The organism is Massilia glaciei (assembly GCF_003011895.2).
In the GTDB taxonomy this organism is placed as follows: Bacteria; Pseudomonadota; Gammaproteobacteria; order Burkholderiales; family Burkholderiaceae_D; genus Telluria_A; species Telluria_A glaciei.
This window is the reverse complement of record NZ_PXWF02000251.1, coordinates 19,521-38,749: the sequence shown is the minus strand read 5'-3', so window position 1 is coordinate 38,749 and position 19,229 is coordinate 19,521. Positions and strand designations below refer to the sequence as shown.

Annotated in this window: 18 protein-coding genes and 1 pseudogene; 9 read left to right on the top strand and 10 right to left on the bottom strand. The window is 65.1% G+C overall.

The window, feature by feature from the left end:
* Positions 1-173: 173 nt before the first annotated feature.
* Entirely contained in the window at positions 174-1,640 is a 1,467-nt protein-coding gene (locus C7C56_RS17425; RefSeq protein WP_181373220.1) for an amidohydrolase family protein, read from the top strand.
* 27 nt (positions 1,641-1,667) lie between these two features.
* Here the strand turns inward: C7C56_RS17425 and C7C56_RS17420 are convergent, their stop codons facing one another.
* Both C7C56_RS17420 and C7C56_RS17415 read right to left on the bottom strand, forming a co-directional pair.
* A complete protein-coding gene (locus tag C7C56_RS17420; RefSeq protein ID WP_106758631.1) occupies positions 1,668-2,087 on the bottom strand; it encodes a DUF1841 family protein in 420 nt (139 codons plus the stop codon).
* A 152-nt stretch (positions 2,088-2,239) separates the two neighbouring features.
* Entirely contained in the window at positions 2,240-2,881 is a 642-nt protein-coding gene (locus tag C7C56_RS17415; RefSeq protein WP_106758630.1) for an RNA pyrophosphohydrolase, read from the bottom strand.
* A 215-nt stretch (positions 2,882-3,096) separates the two neighbouring features.
* Between C7C56_RS17415 and C7C56_RS17410 the strand changes: the two genes are divergently transcribed.
* Together C7C56_RS17410 and C7C56_RS17405 are read left to right on the top strand one after the other, a co-directional pair.
* Positions 3,097-4,830, top strand: a complete 1,734-nt coding sequence (locus C7C56_RS17410; protein ID WP_106758629.1) for a proline--tRNA ligase — start codon at positions 3,097-3,099, stop codon at positions 4,828-4,830.
* 53 nt (positions 4,831-4,883) lie between these two features.
* On the top strand, positions 4,884-5,471 hold the full coding sequence (locus C7C56_RS17405) for a lytic transglycosylase domain-containing protein (protein ID WP_229458836.1): 588 nt from the start codon (positions 4,884-4,886) through the stop codon (positions 5,469-5,471).
* 79 nt (positions 5,472-5,550) lie between these two features.
* On the opposite strand, the gene C7C56_RS17400 is transcribed toward C7C56_RS17405, so the two are convergent.
* On the bottom strand, positions 5,551-5,745 hold the full coding sequence (locus C7C56_RS17400) for a hypothetical protein (protein WP_106758627.1): 195 nt from the start codon (positions 5,743-5,745) through the stop codon (positions 5,551-5,553).
* A gap of 134 nt (positions 5,746-5,879) precedes the next feature.
* On the opposite strand from C7C56_RS17400, the gene C7C56_RS17395 reads away from it, so the two are divergent.
* From C7C56_RS17395 to C7C56_RS17385, 4 genes are all read left to right on the top strand, one after another.
* Positions 5,880-6,488, top strand: coding sequence for a hypothetical protein (locus C7C56_RS17395; protein WP_106758626.1), 609 nt, complete (start codon positions 5,880-5,882; stop codon positions 6,486-6,488).
* Positions 6,489-6,541: 53 nt separating this feature from the next.
* Positions 6,542-6,835: a hypothetical protein gene (locus C7C56_RS28270; protein ID WP_146204529.1), complete on the top strand. Its 294-nt coding sequence runs from the start codon at positions 6,542-6,544 to the stop codon at positions 6,833-6,835.
* Positions 6,796-6,975: a hypothetical protein gene (locus tag C7C56_RS17390; protein ID WP_106758625.1), complete on the top strand. Its 180-nt coding sequence runs from the start codon at positions 6,796-6,798 to the stop codon at positions 6,973-6,975. Before C7C56_RS28270 ends, C7C56_RS17390 begins: the two co-directional genes overlap by 40 nt.
* 116 nt (positions 6,976-7,091) lie before the next feature.
* On the top strand, positions 7,092-7,571 hold the full coding sequence (locus C7C56_RS17385) for a metallophosphoesterase family protein (RefSeq protein ID WP_106758641.1): 480 nt from the start codon (positions 7,092-7,094) through the stop codon (positions 7,569-7,571).
* Positions 7,572-7,714: 143 nt separating this feature from the next.
* On the opposite strand, the gene C7C56_RS17380 is transcribed toward C7C56_RS17385, so the two are convergent.
* The 6 genes from C7C56_RS17380 to C7C56_RS17355 form a co-directional block, all read right to left on the bottom strand.
* Positions 7,715-10,099 (bottom strand): TonB-dependent receptor, encoded by a 2,385-nt coding sequence (locus C7C56_RS17380; RefSeq protein WP_181373219.1) that lies wholly within the window; start codon positions 10,097-10,099, stop codon positions 7,715-7,717.
* A 139-nt stretch (positions 10,100-10,238) separates the two neighbouring features.
* The gene (locus C7C56_RS17375; protein ID WP_106758623.1) at positions 10,239-11,312 is read right to left on the bottom strand and encodes an ABC transporter ATP-binding protein; all 1,074 of its coding nucleotides are present in this window, start codon (positions 11,310-11,312) and stop codon (positions 10,239-10,241) included.
* 1 nt (position 11,313) lies between these two features.
* Positions 11,314-12,663 carry a GH1 family beta-glucosidase gene (locus tag C7C56_RS17370; protein ID WP_370660220.1) on the bottom strand — a complete coding sequence of 450 codons (1,350 nt, stop codon included), beginning with the start codon at positions 12,661-12,663 and terminating at the stop codon, positions 11,314-11,316.
* A gap of 24 nt (positions 12,664-12,687) precedes the next feature.
* The gene (locus tag C7C56_RS17365; RefSeq protein ID WP_229458834.1) at positions 12,688-13,545 is read right to left on the bottom strand and encodes a carbohydrate ABC transporter permease; all 858 of its coding nucleotides are present in this window, start codon (positions 13,543-13,545) and stop codon (positions 12,688-12,690) included.
* Positions 13,542-14,522 (bottom strand): carbohydrate ABC transporter permease, encoded by a 981-nt coding sequence (locus tag C7C56_RS17360; protein ID WP_106758638.1) that lies wholly within the window; start codon positions 14,520-14,522, stop codon positions 13,542-13,544. Before C7C56_RS17360 ends, C7C56_RS17365 begins: the two co-directional genes overlap by 4 nt.
* A gap of 22 nt (positions 14,523-14,544) precedes the next feature.
* A complete protein-coding gene (locus tag C7C56_RS17355) occupies positions 14,545-15,795 on the bottom strand; it encodes an ABC transporter substrate-binding protein (RefSeq protein WP_106758622.1) in 1,251 nt (416 codons plus the stop codon).
* 396 nt (positions 15,796-16,191) lie between these two features.
* On the opposite strand from C7C56_RS17355, the gene C7C56_RS17350 reads away from it, so the two are divergent.
* A complete protein-coding gene (locus C7C56_RS17350; RefSeq protein ID WP_229458833.1) occupies positions 16,192-17,211 on the top strand; it encodes a LacI family DNA-binding transcriptional regulator in 1,020 nt (339 codons plus the stop codon).
* A 139-nt stretch (positions 17,212-17,350) separates the two neighbouring features.
* On the opposite strand, the pseudogene C7C56_RS17340 reads toward C7C56_RS17350, so the two are convergent.
* A pseudogene (locus C7C56_RS17340) lies at positions 17,351-17,554 on the bottom strand (type II toxin-antitoxin system VapB family antitoxin).
* A gap of 206 nt (positions 17,555-17,760) precedes the next feature.
* On the opposite strand from C7C56_RS17340, the gene C7C56_RS17335 reads away from it, so the two are divergent.
* Complete coding sequence (locus tag C7C56_RS17335) at positions 17,761-19,194, top strand: alkaline phosphatase (protein ID WP_106758621.1); 1,434 nt, start codon at positions 17,761-17,763, stop codon at positions 19,192-19,194.
* The last annotated feature ends 35 nt before the right edge of the window (positions 19,195-19,229 follow it).

Genomic DNA, 19,229 nt, shown 5'->3' with positions numbered 1-19,229 from the left:
TGATCGCCCCCTGTCGTCCCCGGACGGCAGCGACAAAATCCCTTCCTTTGGCCCCGCGGCCGGATGAAGGGATTTTTTCATTTCCGACCACGGGACCGGGCCGCCCGGCGGCGCGGCCATGGCGCTTTCTGTGAATACAAAATAAAATTGCTTTTTCTTCAAAGATGGCCGCCGTGACCAGGAAACTATCCAAGAAAGTGCGCTATGTCGCGCTGCCGCTCGCGCTGGCGATGGGCGCCTTCGCCATCGGCGTGGCCCTGCCGCTCGACGAGTTCGCCCCCCACCGCGGCCAGGCGCGGCCGATCGTGATCGACGACGTCGGGATTGTCGATCTCGAGGCCGGGGTGGTGCGCACCGGCCAGACCATCGTCGTCATCGGCAACCGCATCGACTTCGCGGGGCCCGCCGTCGCCGCGCCCGCGCATCCGAACGCGCGCCGCGTCTCCGGCGCGGGCAAGTTCGCCATGCCCGGCTTGTGGGACATGCATGTGCATACGGTCGACCTGTCGCCGCAGCTCCATTTTCCGCTCCTCATCGCCAATGGCGTGACCTCGGTGCGCGACATGGGCGACGGCTGCGCTTTCAAGGGCGAGCTCGATTGCGCGCCGACGGCGCCCCAGTGGGGGCACCGGACCGACGCCGGCACGCTGCTCGCACCGCGCCTGGTGTCGACCGCCAGCCACCATGTCGAGGAGGCCGGAGAGGGCCTTGTCGGCGCGCTCAAGAAGCGCGGCGACAAGGTGCTCAAGCTCCATTTCGATGGCGACGCGGACCCCAAAGCCTTTCATGCGCTGGTCCGGCAGGCATACGACGCCGGCATGCAGGCCGCCGGACACCTGCCCCACACGGTCGACTTGCTCGACCCGCAGCTCGGTCCATTGCACAGCATCGAACACGACACCAGCCTGCTGCCGCAATGCTCGCCGCAGCCTTCGCTATTCGATGGCCGCAACAGCGCGAAGTTGGCGCTGCTCAGGCGCGCCGACGCCTGGCGCTGCGCGGCCGTGCTCAAACTGATGGCGCAACGCGGCATCGGCTACGTGCCAACCCATATCGCCTCGAGCGGCCAGGACTGGCAGCTGCTGTCGGGTGGCTACAAGCGCGACGCGCGCGTCAAATATGTTCCCCTTGCGCTGCGCATGGTGTGGCGCGGCTATGCCGGCCTCACCGTCGCCGGCACCGGCGATGAAGACCGGGTGCCGGTCGAGGCCTGGTACAAGGCGGCGCTGGCCTTGACCGCGCGCGCGCAGGCGGCCGGCGTCGCGGTCATGGCCGGCAGCGATTCGATCGATGCCTACGTCACCCACGGATTCGGTTTGCACGACGAGTTGTCGGAGCTGGTCAAGGCCGGCCTGACGCCATTGCAGGCGCTGCGCGCGGCCACCCTGGTGCCGGCGCGCCACGCCGGCCTGGAGCGCGACTTTGGCAGCGTCGAGGCGGGCAAGATCGCCGATATCGTCCTGCTCGATCGGAACCCGCTCGAGAACATCGCGCACGCGCGCGCCATCGACGCCGTGGTCTACAACGGAAAACTGCACCAACGCCCGCAACTGGACGCGATGCTTTCCTTCGTCGAGGAGCAGGCGTCGAGCTTTTCGATCAACTGCAAATTCGCGTGGGCGATGCTCAAGCCCTGGTAGGGGCGCCCGACCAACGGGCGCGGGGAATCAGCGCTTGCGCACGCACTCGACGTAGGCCTCGCCGTCCGGTGGCAGGCCGGCGCGCTGCGAGTTCCAGATCATCTCGCCGAGGCATTCCATGATCTGGTGATGCGCTTCGTGGGCGCCGCGGCGCTGGGTCAGGCTCTCGCAGGCGGCGCGGATGCCGCGCGGCTGGTCGACCGCCACCTGCTCGGTGATCGACAGGTGCATCGACAGGTGCAAAAACGGATTGCCCGCGCCGCCCTCGATCGAGTAGTCGCGCGCCAGGGCGCTGTCGACGTCGCTCAGCACTTCGGCGTATTCGGGGTGTTCGGCGATCCAGTCGGCCGCGATCGCGTCCATCGGGCTGAGGATTTCGCCGGCACGCTGTTTGCGGAAGGCCTCGCAAAAAAAAAGGCGCACATCGTCGGAAGATGGGGTGAACATCGGGCTGTCTTGGGAGGGGGAGGAGGGCGCCATTGTAGCGCGCCGCCGCGGACGGCGCAGGGAAGGGGAGGCGGCGCGCCTCCCCATTCGGGTGAATCTATCCGGAATCTAATCCGAATCTACTCCGAATCTACTCCGAATCTACTCCGAATCTACTCTTTCTCGGGCTCGAGCAACTGCGATCGCGCCACCACCGCCAGCTTCGGCTCCGGCGCTGTTACCACCGCTTCGGCCGCCTCGGCCGGCGCCGTGCGCGTCGCATGCGGCTGGCGCAGGTAACGCGCCGTGTGGCGCCGCTCCTGCACCTGGCCGCCATGCGCCGGCCAGGTCAGGAACCGCGACAACTCCTGCAGCGCGCGCTGGTACACGTCGCGCTTGAACTCGATGACGACGTCGAGCGGCACCCAGTACTCGTGCCAACGCCAGGCGTCGAACTCCGGATGGTCGGTCAGGCGCAGATTGACGTCGTTGTCGCGCGCGGTCATGCGCAGCAAAAACCAGATCTGCTTCTGTCCGCGATAGTGCCCGCGGATTTCACGCTTGATAAAATGGTCGGGCACCTCGTAGCGCAACCAGTCGCGCGTGCGCCCGACGATCTTGACGTGCTCCTGGCGCAATCCGATTTCTTCTTCGAGCTCGCGGTACATCGCTTGCTCCGGCGTCTCGCCGTATTTGATTCCTCCTTGTGGAAACTGCCATGAGTGCTCGCGCACCCGCTTGCCCCACCACACCTCGTTCTGGGCGTTTAGCAGGATGATGCCGACGTTGGGCCGAAACCCTTCACGATCGAGCATGACTGCACCTCGAAACTTTCTGCCGGGCAGAGCGTCTTCTTACATTTTTACTCACAAATCCGCAGGACATACTCCTTCACGCCGGGTTTTCGGGGTACGAAAATGGCGGGAACAGCAAGAAACGGACCCATTTGTACAAAGATTGGACGCATCAGCCAGCTAATCCTTTAAAATTAGGTTGATTATAACCCTCTCTTTTTAAAAAGAATTCACCAATGCGCGCCACCCGATTTTTTATTTCCACTCAAAAAGAAGCGCCATCCGACGCCGAAATCGTCAGCCACCAGCTGATGATGCGCGCCGGGATGATCAAGCGCCTTGGTTCGGGCATCTACACCTACATGCCGATCGGCCTGCGCGTGATCCGCAAAGTCGAAGCCATCATCCGGGAAGAAATGAACAAGGCCGGCGCGATCGAGCTGCTCATGCCGCTCGTGCAGCCGGCCGAACTGTGGCAGGAGACCGGCCGCTGGGACAAGATGGGCCCGGAGCTGATGCGCGTGAAGGACCGCCACGGCCGCGAGTACGCGATCCAGCCGACCTCCGAAGAGGTCATCACCGACGTCGTGCGCGGCGAGATCAAGTCGTACCGCCAGCTGCCGCTCAATTTCTACCATATCCAGACCAAGTTCCGCGACGAGCGCCGCCCCCGTTTCGGCCTGATGCGCGGACGCGAATTCACCATGAAGGACGCCTACTCGTTCGACCGCGACCTGGCCGGCATGCAGGCCTCGTACAAGGTCATGTTCGACGCCTACAGCGCCATCTTCACGCGCTTCGGATTGCGCTTCCGCGCGGTGGCGGCCGACAACGGCGCCATCGGCGGCACCGGCTCGCACGAATTCCACGTCATCGCCAGCACCGGCGAGGACGCGCTGGTGTACTGCCCGACCTCCGACTTCGCCGCCAACATGGAGGCGGCCGAGGCGATGCCGCTGGCCGCCGCGCGCGCCCCCGCCGGCGCCGCGCTGGCCAAAACGGCGACCCCGGGCACCACCAAGTGTGAACAGGTGGCCGCGCTGCTCGGCCTCGAACTGAGCCGCACCGTCAAGACCATCGCCCTCACGGTCGAGAAAGAGGTCGACGGCAAGCAGGTCAAAGAAAACTGGATGCTGCTGCTGCGCGGCGACCACGAACTGAACGAGGTCAAGGTGGCCAAGGTGCCGGGCCTGGCCACGCACCGCTTCGCCACCGAGGCCGAGATCCTCGAGTGCTACGGCACCGTGCCCGGCTACCTGGGCCCGATCGGCACGCGCGCGCCGGTCACCGTGGTGGCCGACCGCACCGTCGCCAACATGGCCGACTTCGTCTGCGGCGCCAACGACAAGGACTTCCACTACACGGGCGCCAACTGGGGCCGCGACATCGCCGAGCCGCTCGTGGCCGACCTGCGCAACGTGGTCGAGGGCGACGCCTCCCCGGACGGCAAGGGCGTGCTTGCGATCGAGCGCGGCATCGAGGTGGGCCACGTGTTCCAGCTCGGCACCGCCTATTCCGCCGCCATGAAGGCCACCTTCCTCGACGAGAACGGCAAGCCGGCCCCGCTGCAGATGGGTTGCTACGGCATCGGCGTCACGCGCATCCTGGGCGCGGCGATCGAACAGAATTTCGACGACAAGGGCATCATCTGGCCGGGCGCGATCGCGCCGTTCGAAGTGGTGTTGTGCCCGATGAACTACGACAAGATCGAGATGGTCCGCGCCGAAACCGAGCGTATGTACGGCGCGCTGCAGGCGGCCGGGGTCGACGTGATCGTCGATGACCGCGGCCTGCGCCCGGGCGCCATGTTCGCCGACTGGGAGCTGATCGGCGTGCCGCACCGCGTCGTCATCGGCGAGCGCGGGCTCAAGGAGGGCAACCTCGAGTACCAGGGCCGGCGCGACACCGAGGCGACCGCCGTGACACCGGCGGCGATCGTCGAATTCCTTCAAGGCAAACTAAGTTCGTGAACGGCGTTCGACAAAACCGGGCCAACGGCGCCGCGCGCCGCCCGCTTGCGTGGGTGGCGTGCGGCCTGTTCGCGCTGGTCCTGGCCGCGGGCCCCAACGCGAGCGCCGGCAACCAGAAGGAGGAGGCGATCGCCGACTCGGTGCGGCTGGCGCTGGCCAACGCGATCAAGGACGCGCGCCCGCCGGTCCCGACCTTCAAGGACGAGGCGGCGCGCGTGCGTTACCAGCACTGGCTCACCGAGATGTCGTCGCGCCTCAAGCGCAAGCTGCCCGACGACCAGGTGCGCACCGAGTTCCTCGAGACCGCGTGGTACGAGTCGCGCCGCGCCGGGCTCGACCCGAGCATGGTGCTGGGGCTGATCCAGGTCGAATCGGCCTACCGCAAGTACGCGGTGTCGATCGTGGGCGCGCGCGGCTACATGCAGGTGATGCCGTTCTGGGCCAGGGTGGTCGGCGACGACGACCGCAAAAAGCTGTTCCACATGCAGACCAACCTGCGCTACGGCTGCGCGATTTTGCGCATGTATATCGACATGGAGCGGGGCAACCTGTATCTGGCGCTGGGCCGCTACAACGGCAGCCGCGGCAAACCGAAGTACCCGAACGCGGTGCTGGCGGCCTGGAAGAAGTGGGAGTTGTAGGGCCTTCATGGCATGCCCGGTGGCGGCTGAAACTGGGCGGCACCTTTTCAACGCAAGGTTCTTCGTCAGTCACCATGGTTCACGCTGCGAATTCATCGACGGCGTCAGCATCGAACATGGCATCGACATCGACGCGCTTGCTTCCTTTCAGGATTGCGATCGCGACGAACTCATCGACGTGGTAGCCGCGAGATGTCCATGAAAGCCTGGGGTGCCGCACACTGACCCCGTCCCCACGCGATAAAGAAACCTCTTCGATGGCAACCCCTTGCATTGCAATGCGCCTACCCGACAACTTCCGCCAATTTTGCCGCGTGAATGTCTCTGGCCACCAAAAATCACGGTAAACTGTATTTATTGGTCAACACAAGTTGGTGCGTGCCCTCAAATCATTACGAAAATTTATAAATGAAGAATATGCGACTTCTGATTGCCCTGATTTTTTTCTCCATCGCCTTCTCCGGATGCGCGGTGGTGGAGACCGCCATGCCTTCGGGCGCGCTGCCCGAGGCGAAAACGGCCTACTTGACCGGCGCGTTCAGCCGTGGAAAGGTGGCTGGTTTCGCTTTGATTGCGGTTGATGTGAAAAGCGGCGCGGAGTTTGCTATTTCTCTGGGCGCCAATTCTCTGTTGCCAACGGCGGTAGACCATCAGGTCGTCGCCATAAAATTGCCGCCGGGCCGCTATTCGATTGCAAAATGGGTCACCTTTGGGACCTTGACGAAGGAGATAATCTTACGGAGCGTTGTGAAGAATCCCTACCTATCAGCGCCCTTCGATGTGCAAGCCGGAACGGTGGTCTATATGGGGAATTTCGACATTGATTCAAGCTATTCCAGCTTACGGCATAGTTATTCGATCACCCCGAAACCTGTAAGCATCCAAGATGCACGCACAAAATTCCTCGCAACTTACACCTCGTTTTCCGAGAATAAATTTAAATGCCTGATGTGCATCGATGCGCAGTCCAACCACACGCTTGACCCGATGGCCGTGAATCCTGTTCCCGGGTCTTGAATCGCTGATCTCTTTGGCGCCCCTGGTCCATCTAATCAAGGAAAACCCGCATCATGAAAATCGTGAGGATCGCACTACAGGTTTTGCTATCGGCATGTATCTCCCTTGGAGCACAGGCGCAGGAAGCGTCGCCGGCGTCGTCCTTCATGTCGTTCGAAGGGAAACTCAAGAACGCTGACGCGCCGGCTTGGCAGATGATTGCCATGATTCACATTAACGGTGAATCCGACATCAATCCGCGCTTCAATCAGTTGCTGACGGCGCTGATCACCTTTGTTAAAAAAGGGGTGAAGGGGCGGCTGGCGTCATGCTCAATATCACCGTCGAAGAGAAGCACTTGGAGATGATAAACAAGGTGGTCGGGGTGGTGCTCGAAGAGGCTTCCTTGCGTAGCGACGCGGCCGTCGTCGAAAAGCTCAAAGTATCCGTATCGCTGACCGATCCTGTGACCAAGAACGACCGAAACTTTGAGTTCAAGCGGCGTTAGTATTTCCAAGGGCCGTGCGCGGCTGCGCGCTGCGCCCACCGGCGAATTCGATTACTCTATGGACGGCGACGGATACTCCCTCGGCTTTGTCGCCAGCCACAAAAGAGATCATCGTCATGGTTCGCATAGGTGTCATTTCCGACACTCACGCCCAACTCCGGCATGAGGCGACCTTCTTTTTGCAAGGCAGCGATTACCTCATCCACGCAGGCGATATCTGCGATCCTGGCATCCTCGACCAATTGCGCGCCATCGCGCCGCTGACCGTCGTCATGGGCAACAACGACAAAGGCGCCTGGGCCGATAGGCTGAAAGAGACCGAATTCCTGCAAATCGGCGCGACCCTCATCTATGTCATTCACGATATCGCCCGGCTTGATATCGACCCCGTCGCGGCCGGCGTGCACGCGGTCGTCGCCGGGCACTCGCACAAACCGCGCGTCGAAGAGCGCGACGGCGTGCTGTTCGTCAATCCAGGCAGCGCCGGGCCGCGTCGCTTCACCCTGCCCATCGCGGTCGCGCAGATCATCGTCGACGGTGGTTCGCTTTCGGCCCGGATAGTCGAGCTCGCGGTCGCGCCAAGCGCCAAGCGTTGAGGGCGATCGGAGCCGGTCAATGCAGAAGACGTAAAAAAGCCCCGCGCCGGGGACAACGGCGCGGGGCAAACTGCTGGTCGACGGGAAATTCCCGCCCATCCATCAGGAGATGATCAAACCACTTCAAAAACCAACGCCACCCCTTAGAACTTGGTCGCGACGCGCAGGCCCATGGTGCGCGGTGGATTGTAAAAGCCCACCCAGGTCTGGCCCGGCGTGCCGGCGGCGACCCAGTTGGCGTCGGTCTTGACCGCCTCGTCGGTGGCGTTCATGACGAACACCTCGGCCAGCCACTTCTTGTCGTTGGTCTCGTAGCGCAGGGCCGCGTCGAGCGTGCTGTAGGCCTTCTGTTCACGCGCGTCGGCGAAGCTGCCGGCCAGCGCCGCCGGCCCCGGGGTCGTGTTGAACTCGCTCACATACGACTTGGTCTGGTAGTGCAGCGACAGGCGCGGGGTCAGCTTGCCGTTGGCCAGCGCGAAGTCGTGCTCGTACGCGGCCGTGAGCGAGAAAGTCGGCGCGTGGCGCAGCTTGTTCCCCTTCAGGTTGATGCTCTGGGTCGCGCAATCCTGGTACACCGAATCGCAGGTCAGGAAATCGCCGTAGGTGGCGTCGAGCCAGTTGGCATTGCCCATCAGGCGATCGTGCTTGCTGATGCGCCAATTGAACTCGGTCTCGACGCCGTTGATGCTCGAGCGCGCCGCGTTGCCCGTCACGACCTGCTGCTGGCCGTTCGGCAGCCGCTCGACCGACGACACCTGCATGTCCTTGTATTTCATCGCAAAGGCCGACACGTTGAAGGTCAGCGCGCGGTTGAACCACTCCGACTTGAGGCCGAGCTCGTAGTTGGTGATGTACTCGGGTTTGTAGAAGCGCCCGCCGTCGCCAAAGCCGCCGGACTTGAAGCCGGTCGACACCGACGCGTAGCCGTTGACGTCCTTGCCGAGGGCGTACTCGATGCGGCCCAGATAGGTGGCCGAACTTTCGACCGGCGAGACGGCCGAGTTGTCGCCGCCGCCCGGCCAGGTGCCCGGCGCGTGGGCGCTGCCGCAGGTGGCCGCCGTGACCGGCCCGCCCGCGCCGATCAAACGCCCGCCGCTGCCGATGGTCGCGCCAAAGTCGGGGCAGACCCAGTTGCGCCCGCCGGTGTCGTCCTTTTGCTCGCGCGTGTAGCGCGCGCCGGCGGTCAGGGTGAGCTCTGGATTGAGCGCGTAGCTGGTCTGGCCGAACACCGCATTCGAATCGAGCGTGCGTTTGGGCTGGATGAAGGACATGGCCCACGCGGTGTCGTTGGGCTGGGTCGGATGGACCACGATCGGGCCAAGGCCCGCCGGCAGCGCCGACGACGAGATGTCGATGTCGAAGCGGATGCTGTTGTCCTCGTGGATCATGAAGGCGCCCGCGATCCATTGCAGCGCGGCCGCCTCGTCGGTCGACTTGAGCTGCAGCTCATGCGTGTAGTTGTCGAACTTCGACCACTCGGTGCGGTGCTCCTGTTTGAAGCCGGGCAGCACGCCGGCGTCGTTGTCGCTCGCGTTGGTGCGCTTGAGCCGGCTCACGCTGCCGATGTAGGACAGCTCGAGCGCGTCGCTGGGCCGGTAGTTCATGCGGGTGCGGTAGGTGACGCCGTTCTGGTCGAGCGCGCCGGGGGTGTCGACCAGCGACGAGTACAGGGCCTGGCCGGCGCGCGGGCGCTGCATCAGCGCCACGTTGCCGGTGCCGTTGTCGCGGTAGTATTCGGCCGCGGCCAGCAGGTCGAAGTTGTCGCTCGGGCGCCACGACGCGGTCAGGCGCGCGCCGAGCTGGTCGCCGGCCATGTACTCGCGCTGGCCCGGCATCACGTTCGAGCGCGGCTGGAACGCGACGTAGCCGTCGTGCCGCTCGCTGATCGCGGCGATGCGAAACGCAAGCTGGTCCGACACCGGGATGTTGAGCGCGGTCGTCATGCCGATGCGGTTGTGGTCGCCCACCACGGCCGACGCGTTGCCGCTGAATTTGTCGAAGCGCGGCTTGGCCGTTTCGAGGTTGATCGATCCGGCGGTGGCGTTGCGGCCCGACAGCGTTCCCTGTGGGCCGCGCGCCACCTCGACGTGGTCGAGGTCGTACATCAGCACCGTGGCGCCCTGCGGACGCGGCGAGTACACGCCGTCCACATGGAAGGCCACCGCCGGGTCGCCGATTTCGGTGTGGTTGGTCGAGCCGACGCCGCGCATGAACACGTGCACGCCGCCCGAGTCGCCATGCTGCTCGACGACCAGGTTGGGCACCATCACCTGCAGCGAGGTCAGGTCCTTGACGCCGGCGTTGTCGAGCGTGGACTGCTTGAAGGCGGTGACCGCGAGCGGCGTCTCCTGCAGCAGGGTCGCGCGCTTGGTCGCGGTGACGACGATGCGCTCCATCTGCTGCTCCGGCGCTTCGGCCGGCGCCGCGCCCGCAGCGCTCGCGGCTTGTTGGGCCAGGGCGGCGCCGCCCGACAGCAGTGCGATCGGTGCGAGCGTCCACACCATTTTGCGTTTTGTACGTTGTTTCATTTTGTCTTCCTCGGTTAGTCGATTATCCACAGCTCTGGTGGCCATTTGGTAGGTTTTTTTTGTGCCGCCTTCCGGCGCGCTCAGCTCGAGTTCATGTGGACCTCGCATACGTAAATGTTTGCTTCACTCGGTGTTTGGCTCACTGGCGCGCCTCCATCGCGCGCCCGTCCGCGTCGAACAGGAAGACCTGGCCGTCTTGTGCGGCGAAGTCGATCTCCTGGCCGGGCCGCAGCGCGATCTCCCCGCTGCCGTGCAGCTTGATGGCGATGCTGTGCGTGCTCGCGCGCGGGGTGGCGTGCACGATCTGCGCGTCCCCGAGTTGTTCGATCAGGCTGATCGTGGCGGGGCAGCCTTGCCCCGGCGCGACGATCCGCATGTGCTCGGGACGGATCCCGAGCGTGATGTCGCGCGCGTCGGCCGCCGGCACCGGGATGCTGCAATGCGCGCCCACCTGGGCGCGCCCGCCCACAAGCTCCCGGCACGGCAGGAAGTTCATGCGCAACGCCCCGATGAAGCCGGCCACGAACCGGGTCGCCGGCGCGCGGTACAGCGCGAGCGGCGCGCCGACCTGCTCGAGGTGGCCGCCGTTGAACACCGCCACGCGCTGGCCCAGCGTCATCGCCTCGACCTGGTCGTGGGTGACGTAGACCATGGTGGTGCCAAGCTCCTTGTGCAGCTTGGCCAGTTCGATCCGGGTCTGCACGCGCAGCGAGGCGTCCAGGTTCGAGAGCGGTTCGTCGAACAAAAACACGGCGGGCTGGCGCACGATCGCGCGGCCGATCGCGACACGCTGGCGTTCGCCGCCCGACAGCGCCTTCGGCTTGCGCTCGAGCAGATGGGTGATTTGCAAAATCTCGGCGACCTTGCCGACCGCCTCGCGCTGCTGCGGTTTGGTGCTGCCCGACAGCTTGAGCGCAAAGCCCATGTTTTCGGCGACGGTCATGTGCGGGTACAGCGCATAGCTCTGGAACACCATCGCGATGCCGCGCGCGGCCGGCGGCACGTCGTTGGCGAGCATGTCGCCGATCAGGAGCTGGCCGGCCGAGATGTCCTCGAGCCCGGCGATCATGCGCAGCAGGGTCGATTTGCCGCAGCCGGAGGGGCCGACGAACACCATCAGTTCGCCGTTGGCGATCTCGAGGTCGAGCCCCTTGAGCACTTCGGGGCCGGCGCCGTAGGTTTTGCGGATGCCGCGCAGGGAGATGGCGGCCATGTTATGCCCGCTTGCGCGCGGCGGCGCGTTGCGCTGTGATGAAGTCGCGGTACCAGAGCGCGCTGTCCTTGAGGCTGCGCGCCTGGGTCGCATAGTCGACATGCAGCAGGCCGAACCGCTTGGCGTAGCCGGAATTCCATTCAAAGTTGTCCATAAGGCTCCAGTAGAAATAACCGCGCACGTCGACGCCCTCGCGCATGGCGGCGTCGAGCGCGGCCAGGTGCATGCGGATGTAATCGGTGCGCGGCTGGTCGCGCACCCTGCCGTCGACGATCTCGTCGGCCACGGCCATGCCGTTTTCGGTGATGTAAATGGGCGGCAGGGTGTATTCGCGGTGCAGCCCGACCAGCAGTTCGGTCAGGCCCTGCGGGTAGGTCTCCCACTGCATGTCGCTCACCCCGAGCAGGGCCGGGGCGCTGCGCGGCGGCTCCTCGGCGCTGGCGAAGGCGCGCGTGTAGTAGTTCACGCCGAGGAAGTCGAGCGGCTGCCGGATCGTTGTGAAATCGTTTTCAAGCACGGTGAAAGCAGAGCGGTCGATTTGTTCAAGGGCCAGCTCCGGGTAGTGGCCCTTGAAGATCGGATCCATGAACCATTGCACCGAACGCGCATACTCGTGCCTGGCCTTGGCGATGTCGGCGGCCGAATCGGTGGCAGCCGTGGCGGGCCACTGGTTGAGCACGATGCCCAGCCGGGCCTTGGTGCCGGTCGCGCGCATCGCCTGCAATGCCAGCCCGTGCGACAGCAGCAGGTGGTGCGACACCTGCAGCGCCGCGGCCGGGTCGGCCATGCCGGGCGCGAACTGGCCGATGCCGTGGCCCAGGTTGGCGGTGCACCAGGGCTCGTTGTGGGTGGCGATGGTGGCCACGCGGGCGCCGAAGCGGCGCGCCACCTCGGCCGCGTACAGCGCGAAGTGGGCCGTGGTGTCGCGATTGAGCCAGCCGCCCTTGTCCTGCAGGGCTTGCGGCAGGTCCCAGTGGTACAGGGTCAGGTGCGCGCCCACGCCGTGGCGCGCCAGTTCGTCGAGCAGGCGCGAATAGAAGTCGAAGCCGGCCTCGTTCCAGGCGCCTTCGCCGTCGGGCTGCACCCGCGGCCACGACACCGAGAAGCGGTAGCAGTCGACGTTCAGGCCGGCCAGCAGGGCCACGTCCTCGGCGTAGCGGTGGTAGTGGTCGCAGGCGACGTCGCCGGTGCTGGCGTCGATGATCTTGCCCTCGGTGTGGGTGAAGGTGTCCCAGATCGAGGCGCCGCGGCCGTCCTCGAAGGCGGCGCCCTCGATCTGGTAGGCGCTGGTGGCGACGCCCCACTGGAAGGCGTCGGGAAATTGTGGCGTTTGGTTGGACATGGTTTGCATGATTTGCATGGTTTGGGTTGAGCTCTAGCCTTTGACAGCACCTTGGGTGAGACCTTCGATCAGTCTCTTTGAAGCGATGAAGAACATGACCAGCAGCGGCAGCACGGCGATCGCGGCGCCGACCATCAGCGCGCCCCATTCGGTGTTGTTGGGCGCCTGGATGCTGCGCAGGGCCAGCGGAATGGTGTAGTTCTCGACCGAGCGCATCACCACCAGCGGCGTGATGAAGTTGTTCCACGAGTTGATGAAGGTGATCAAGCCGAGGGTGCCCAGCGCCGGCCCGATCAGGGGCAGCACCACGCGCCAGTAGATGCCGAATTCGCCGCAGCCGTCGATGCGCGCGGCCTCGATCAGGTCCTTCGGGATCGCGCTGCCGATGTACTGGCGCATCATGAAGATGCCCAGCGCGCCGGCCGCGCCCGGCACATACAGGGCGCGCGGCTGGTCGATCCACCCGAGCAGGTCCATCAGCATGAAGGTCGGGATCATGCCCATGAAGGACGGGATGATCATCGAGGCCATCACCAGCGCGAACAGCGGCCGCTTGAAGCGGAACTCGAAGGTGGCGAAGGCATAGCCGCCGAGCGAGCAGAAAAACAGCGTCAGGCCGGTCTGCATCAGCGCCACGTACAGGCTCATGCCGATATTGCGCCAGAACGGCAGGCGCTCCTCGAGCAGCGCCAGGTTGTCCAGGGCCGCCCCGCCGAACCACGACGGCGGCGGGAAACTGAAGATATCGGCGCTGGTATGGGTGGCGAACACGAACATGAAGTAAAACGGCGCGAACATGATCAGGGCGCCGGCGCCGACCATCAGCGCGCCGGCGGCCCTGGCGCCGGCGTTGGCGCCGGCGTTGGCATTGACATGCGGTGCGTGCTTCATCGGGCGCCCCTTTCGCGGTTGAAGATGCGGTTGTTGATCCAGGTGCTGCTGGCGATGATCAAAAACAGCAGCCACGAGATGGCGGAGGCGGTCCCGAAGTCGCCGCCCGAGAACGCGGTCTTGTAGACGAACATGGCGGTGGTCAGGGCCGACTGTCCGAGTCCGCCGGACTCGCCCACCAGAATGAAGGGTTCCTCGAACAGCTGCAGGTTGCCCATCAGGGTCAAGGTCACGGCCATGTAGATCATCGGGCGCAGCTGGGGCAGCGTGATGTGCCAGAACAGCTGAAGCTTGCTGGCGCCGTCGATGGTGGCGGCCTCGTACAAATCGCGCGGAATGGTCTGCAGGGCCGACATGTACAACACCACGTTCCAGCCAAGGTAGCGCCAGAACACGACGAAGGCGACCGCCGGCTTGATGAACCGCGAGTTGTTGAGCCAGTCGATCGGCTCGGCCGGGAACAAACCGCCGACCAGCGGCGCGTGCGAGAGCCATTCGATGAACACATTGATCTGGCCGTATTCGCGCGAAAACAGGGTGTTGAACACCATCGCGATGGCCACGCTCGAGGTGATGAAGGGCAGGAAGTAGGCGCCGATCACGAGATTGCGCGAGCGCTTGAACGCGTGGTGGATGTAGGCCGCCAGCGGAATGGCGATCAGGTGCTGCGGCACGCCCGAGGCCAGCGCCAGCCACACCGTGTTGCCGAGCGACTTGGTGAACCATGGGTCGGTCAGCGCGAATTTGTAGTTGTCCAGTCCCACCCACTGCATCGCGCCGATGCCGCTGGCCGCGTCCCACTGGTTGAACGACAGGTAGATCGAAAACAGCAGCGGAAACAGGCTGAACACGGCGAACAGGATGAAAAACGGGCTGATGAAGATATACGGCGCCCATCTGCGCGCATTCAAACGCCGCCCGCCGGCGTGGGCCGCTGGGCCGGCCGCGCCGTGCGTCGCTGGCGCCGTGGTGGACATGGTTTGGCCGCTCGTTCGCATGTCAGCGGCGCACACGGCGTTCGATCAGCGATTTGGCGTCGCGCAGCGCCTGGCCGATGTCCTTGTTTTGTTCGAGGACGTTTTCGAGCTCGGTGTTGACGATGTCGTTGGCCACCGGGTCGTATTTGTCGACCCGGATCACGGGAACCCGGGCCGCCGTCGCGCGCGCCAGCTGCCAGGTTTTCTGGCCGCCGAAATAGGGCTGCGGCTGGTCCATCATCGGGTCGGCATGGGCGCCGAGCAGCGCGGGAAAGGCGCTGATGTTGCGCAGGCTGGCCAGCTGCACGTCCTTGTTGGTGGTCAAAAACTGGATGAACAGCCAGGCCTGTGCCTTGTTGGCCGCCTTGCTCGGGATGGCGTAGAACGAGCCGCCATACGAGGCCATGGCGCCGCCCGGCAGCGCCGCCGTACGCCAGTGCGACCGGGAGTTTGGCGCCAGCCATTTGGCCAGGTGGCCGCTGAACCAACTGCCGCTCATTTGCGTGGCGACCTTGTCGCGCTTGAAGCCCTCGGCCCACTCGCCGGTCCAGGCGGCGGTGCGCGCGTCGATGCCGGCCACGCGCGCGGCCTTGGCCAGCGTGAACGCCTTCACAAAGCGCGGACCGTCGACCAGCACCTTGCCCTTGTCGCCGAAGTAGATGCCCTCGCCATCCCTGAGGTTGGCGCGGATCACGATGTCCTTGAGGTCGGCCGCGCGCGCCAGCATGTGGACTCCGGTGGCGGCCTTGAGCTTTTTGCCGGCGGCGATGTAGCCCTCCCACGACGCGGTCAGATCGGCCTCCCTGATGCCGGCCTTGTCCATCATGTCCTTGCGGTAGAACAGGGTGCCCGGGCCGATATCGGCCGGCATGGCTGCCAGGCCGGCGCGCGAGTTGGTGGCCTGCGCGAACGAGTAGACCGGAAACTGCTGGCGGTATTTGCCGGCCGCGTAGGGCGCCTTGAGCAGGTCCTCGAGTCCGCGTGACTCGGCGAAGATGCCGATGTAGCCGAAGTCGATCGCCATCACGTCGGGCAGGCGCGAACCGGCGGCCAGCGCGGTGGTCATCGAATTGTGGTGGTCCTCGATCTGCAGGCTGACCATCTTGATCTGTATGTCCGGGTGCAGCTTGTTCCACTGAGGCAGCGATTCCTTGACTGCGCGGTCGAGGTCGGGGAACGAGGCCACGGTGAGCGTGGTCGGGGCGGCGCCGGCTTGGGCGCAAAGGACGAGCGCGGCGATGGCGGCCGCTTGCCGGTGGGTGCTTGACTTCATGGTGTGGTCTCCGTTTTGGGGCGTCTTCTATTTTGAAAACGTTTTCATGACATGGAGGCCATTAAACACCGCATTTTAGGCGGCGTCAACCATGTTGGCGGGCCTAGCCGGCGCTTGCCGGCGCGGGCGGCCGCGGCCAAGCCCATCCGCCAACGCTGTGTCGCGGTGCAGCGGCTCCTATGAAAACGGGTGTTTTTCGCGCGCTCCGGCAGGCCCGCGGCCGGCGCTGGAAAGGCCGGAAAATAATTCAAAATCTCTGAAATCGTTTTCACATATTTGCCACAAACGCGCGGTTCCCCCCAAACCCGGGGCGGGCGGTGGGGCAGATGTGGGCGCGTGCGGCCGCCTATGGTAAGATTTCAATGAAAAGCTTTTCACGAGAACACAGGAAGCACCTTGAACGACGCAGACAATTCGGCCCCGCCGTCCACCCTGATCGAAGTCGCCCGCCTCGCGGGCGTGTCGCCGAGCACGGTGTCGCGCATTCTGAACGGGACCGCCAAGGTGTCGGACGACAAGCGCCTGGCCGTGCTGGCGGCCATCGCGAGCACCAATTTCGCGCCCAATCCGATGGCCCAGGGCCTCAAGAAAGGCCGTTCGATGACGATCGGCATCGTGGTGCAGGACATCTCGAGCCCGTTCTTCGACGAAACGCTGCGCGGCGTCGACGACGGCCTCGCCGGCACCGGCTTCGCCTCGGTGATCGTGAGCGGCCACTGGAACGAGGAGGAGGAGACCGACCGCATCCGGCTGCTGCTCGCGCGCAAGGTCGACGGCATCATCTTGCTGTCGGGCCGCCTGTCGGACGCCGCGGTGCTGCGATTTTCCACGCAGCGCCCGATCGTCTCGACCGGCCGCGACCTGCACACCCGGAACGCGCTCGGCTTCAAGCTCGACAACGAACACGGCGCCATGCTCGCGATGCGCCACCTGATCGAACTGGGTCACCGCCGCATCGCCTTTGTCACGGGGCCGCGGCACAACAACGACGCCGACGAGCGGCTGGCCGGCTACAAGCGGGCGTTGCACGAGGCCGACATCGCGCTCGACCCCAAGCTGATCGTCGAGGGCGACTTCCACGAGGCGGGCGGCCTGCTCGCGATCAGCCATTTGTTCGAGTCGCAGCAGCAGTTCACGGCCATCTTCGCGGCCAACGACTTGAGCGCCTACGGCGTGCGCCTGTGCCTGTACCGCAAGGGCATCCGGGTGCCGGACGACATCTCCCTGATCGGCTTCGATGATCTGCCCGGCTCGTCGTACACGACGCCGCCGCTGACCACGATCCGCCAGCCGCTCTACGACATGGGGCGCATCGCCACCCATGCGCTGCTGCGCCTGATCAACGGCGAAACCGCCGACAGCGCCATCCCCCCGCTCGAACTGGTGGTGCGCGAAACCACGCGGCGCGTGCGCTAGGGAGGCTCCCAGTCATTCAATTGGCTCGCTTACAGGCAATACAAAATGCGTGCCAAGTCATGGTTGAGCAGGTTTTCAAGCGCCTCATTGCGGTTCCGAAAGTGGTCAACCCAGACGGAAGTATCAACGAGTATGCCACTCATTGGACGGGCTCGGGCCGGCCGCGGGGGACGTCGGGCATCTCTGGCATGGCGCCACCCAAGGCGGCCAGGCGCTTGGCGGCCTGTACGCGCACGAAGGTTTTGATGGCCTAGCGAAAGAGGTCGGCCTTGTCCATGGAGGGATCTGCGACCTCGAGCGCTTTGTTGTACAGTTCGTCGTCGATAGTGACGGTGGTTGTCACTTGCGCTCCCTGAATCCGTGGTGATGTAAATGTGCATCCGTAACTGCATCATGATAGGCGCGTGAGCCGCTGGGGGAGTCTTATTCGACACCCAAATTGCGTCGCGCACATTCAATGTGCGCCCCGGTGGCGCGCATGGCGCGATCAGGCGCACAGCTTGCTTGTTGCAGTGTAAACTCCGTGTTTTGATCAGCACGAAAGCCGCCATGCGCCTGTCTTTACTCGCCTCCGCCTGCCTGGCGGCCCTGCTCGCCGGTTGCGCCGGCGCGCCGTCCGCCAGCGTGTCCGGGCAGAGCGCGCGTCCCGCCAAAAACATCCTGTTCTTCCTCGCCGACGGCCTCGGCATCAACGCCATGACGGCCGCGCGCGTCTACGCCGTCGGCGAAGACGGCGAGCTCACGCTCGACACGCTGCCCGAATCGGCATTCGTCAAAACTTTCGCCGGCGACGCCCAGGTCACCGACAGCGCGGCGGCGATGTCGGCCTACATGACGGGCGTCAAAGCCAACTTCGAAGTGCTTTCGATGAGCGCCGAGACGCGCTCGATCGTCCCCGCGGCCGATGCCGGCGGCAACCTGTTCGTCAGCCGCTGCAACAACGGGCGGCCCGCCGTCACGCTGGCCGAACTGGCCAAGGCGCGCGGCATGGGCGCCGGCATCGTCAGCACCGCGCGCATCACCGACGCCACCCCGGCGGCCACCTACGCGCACGTCTGCAGCCGCTATCTCGAAACCGATATCGCCGCCGCGCTGGTGCCGGGCGGCGCCGGCTACAACCCGGCGCTGGGGGCGGGGCTCGATGTGATTTTCGGCGGCGGCACCGAGGCCTTCGTGCCCGCGGCGCAGGGCGGCAAGCGCAGCGACGGGCGCGACCTGCTGGCAGAGATGGCGGCGCGCGGCTACCGACTCGCCTCCAACACGGCCGAACTGAACGCGCTGGCGCCGGCGGCGGGCCGGCCGGCCATCGGCCTGTTCGCCAAGGCCAACATGCGCTACGACGCGCTGCGCGATCCGGCGCTCGAGCCGGGCCTTGGCGAGATGACGCGCAAGGCGATCGAGATATTGTCGCGCAATCCGAACGGCTTCTTTTTGATGGTCGAGGGCGCGCTGATCGACGGCGCGCAGCACAACAGCAAGGCGCGCCGCGCGTTTGAGGAGACGGTCGCCTTCGACAACGCGCTCAAACAGGCGATCGCGCAGATGCGGGTGCTCGACCCGGGCCTGAAAAACACGTTGATCGTCGCCACCGCCGACCACGAGCACACCTTGCAGATCAACGGCTATGCCCCGCGCGCGGGCAAGACCACGCCGGAAAAGCCCGGCGTGCTCGGCCTGTCGCGCAAGGTCGCCGACGGCAGCTTGCGGCTCGACCGCGACGGCGCGCCGTATTCGACCCTCAGCTTCGGCAACGGCGAAAAGCGCGTCGCCGGCAGCCGCGCCGCGGCGCCGGCGTTGACGGACGCGATCGTCGGCGCGCCCGACTATCAACAGGAGTCGACCATCCGCATGCCGGCCGGCGAGTCGACCCACGGCGGCACCGACGTCTATCTTGGCGCGCTGGGCGCCGGCGCCGAGCGCTTCCGCGGCACCATCGACAACACCGAGGTGTTCGGCCTGATCAAAGCGGCGGCCGGCTGGTGAGCGCGCGCCTCTCCGCAATTTTCTTGGAACACCAG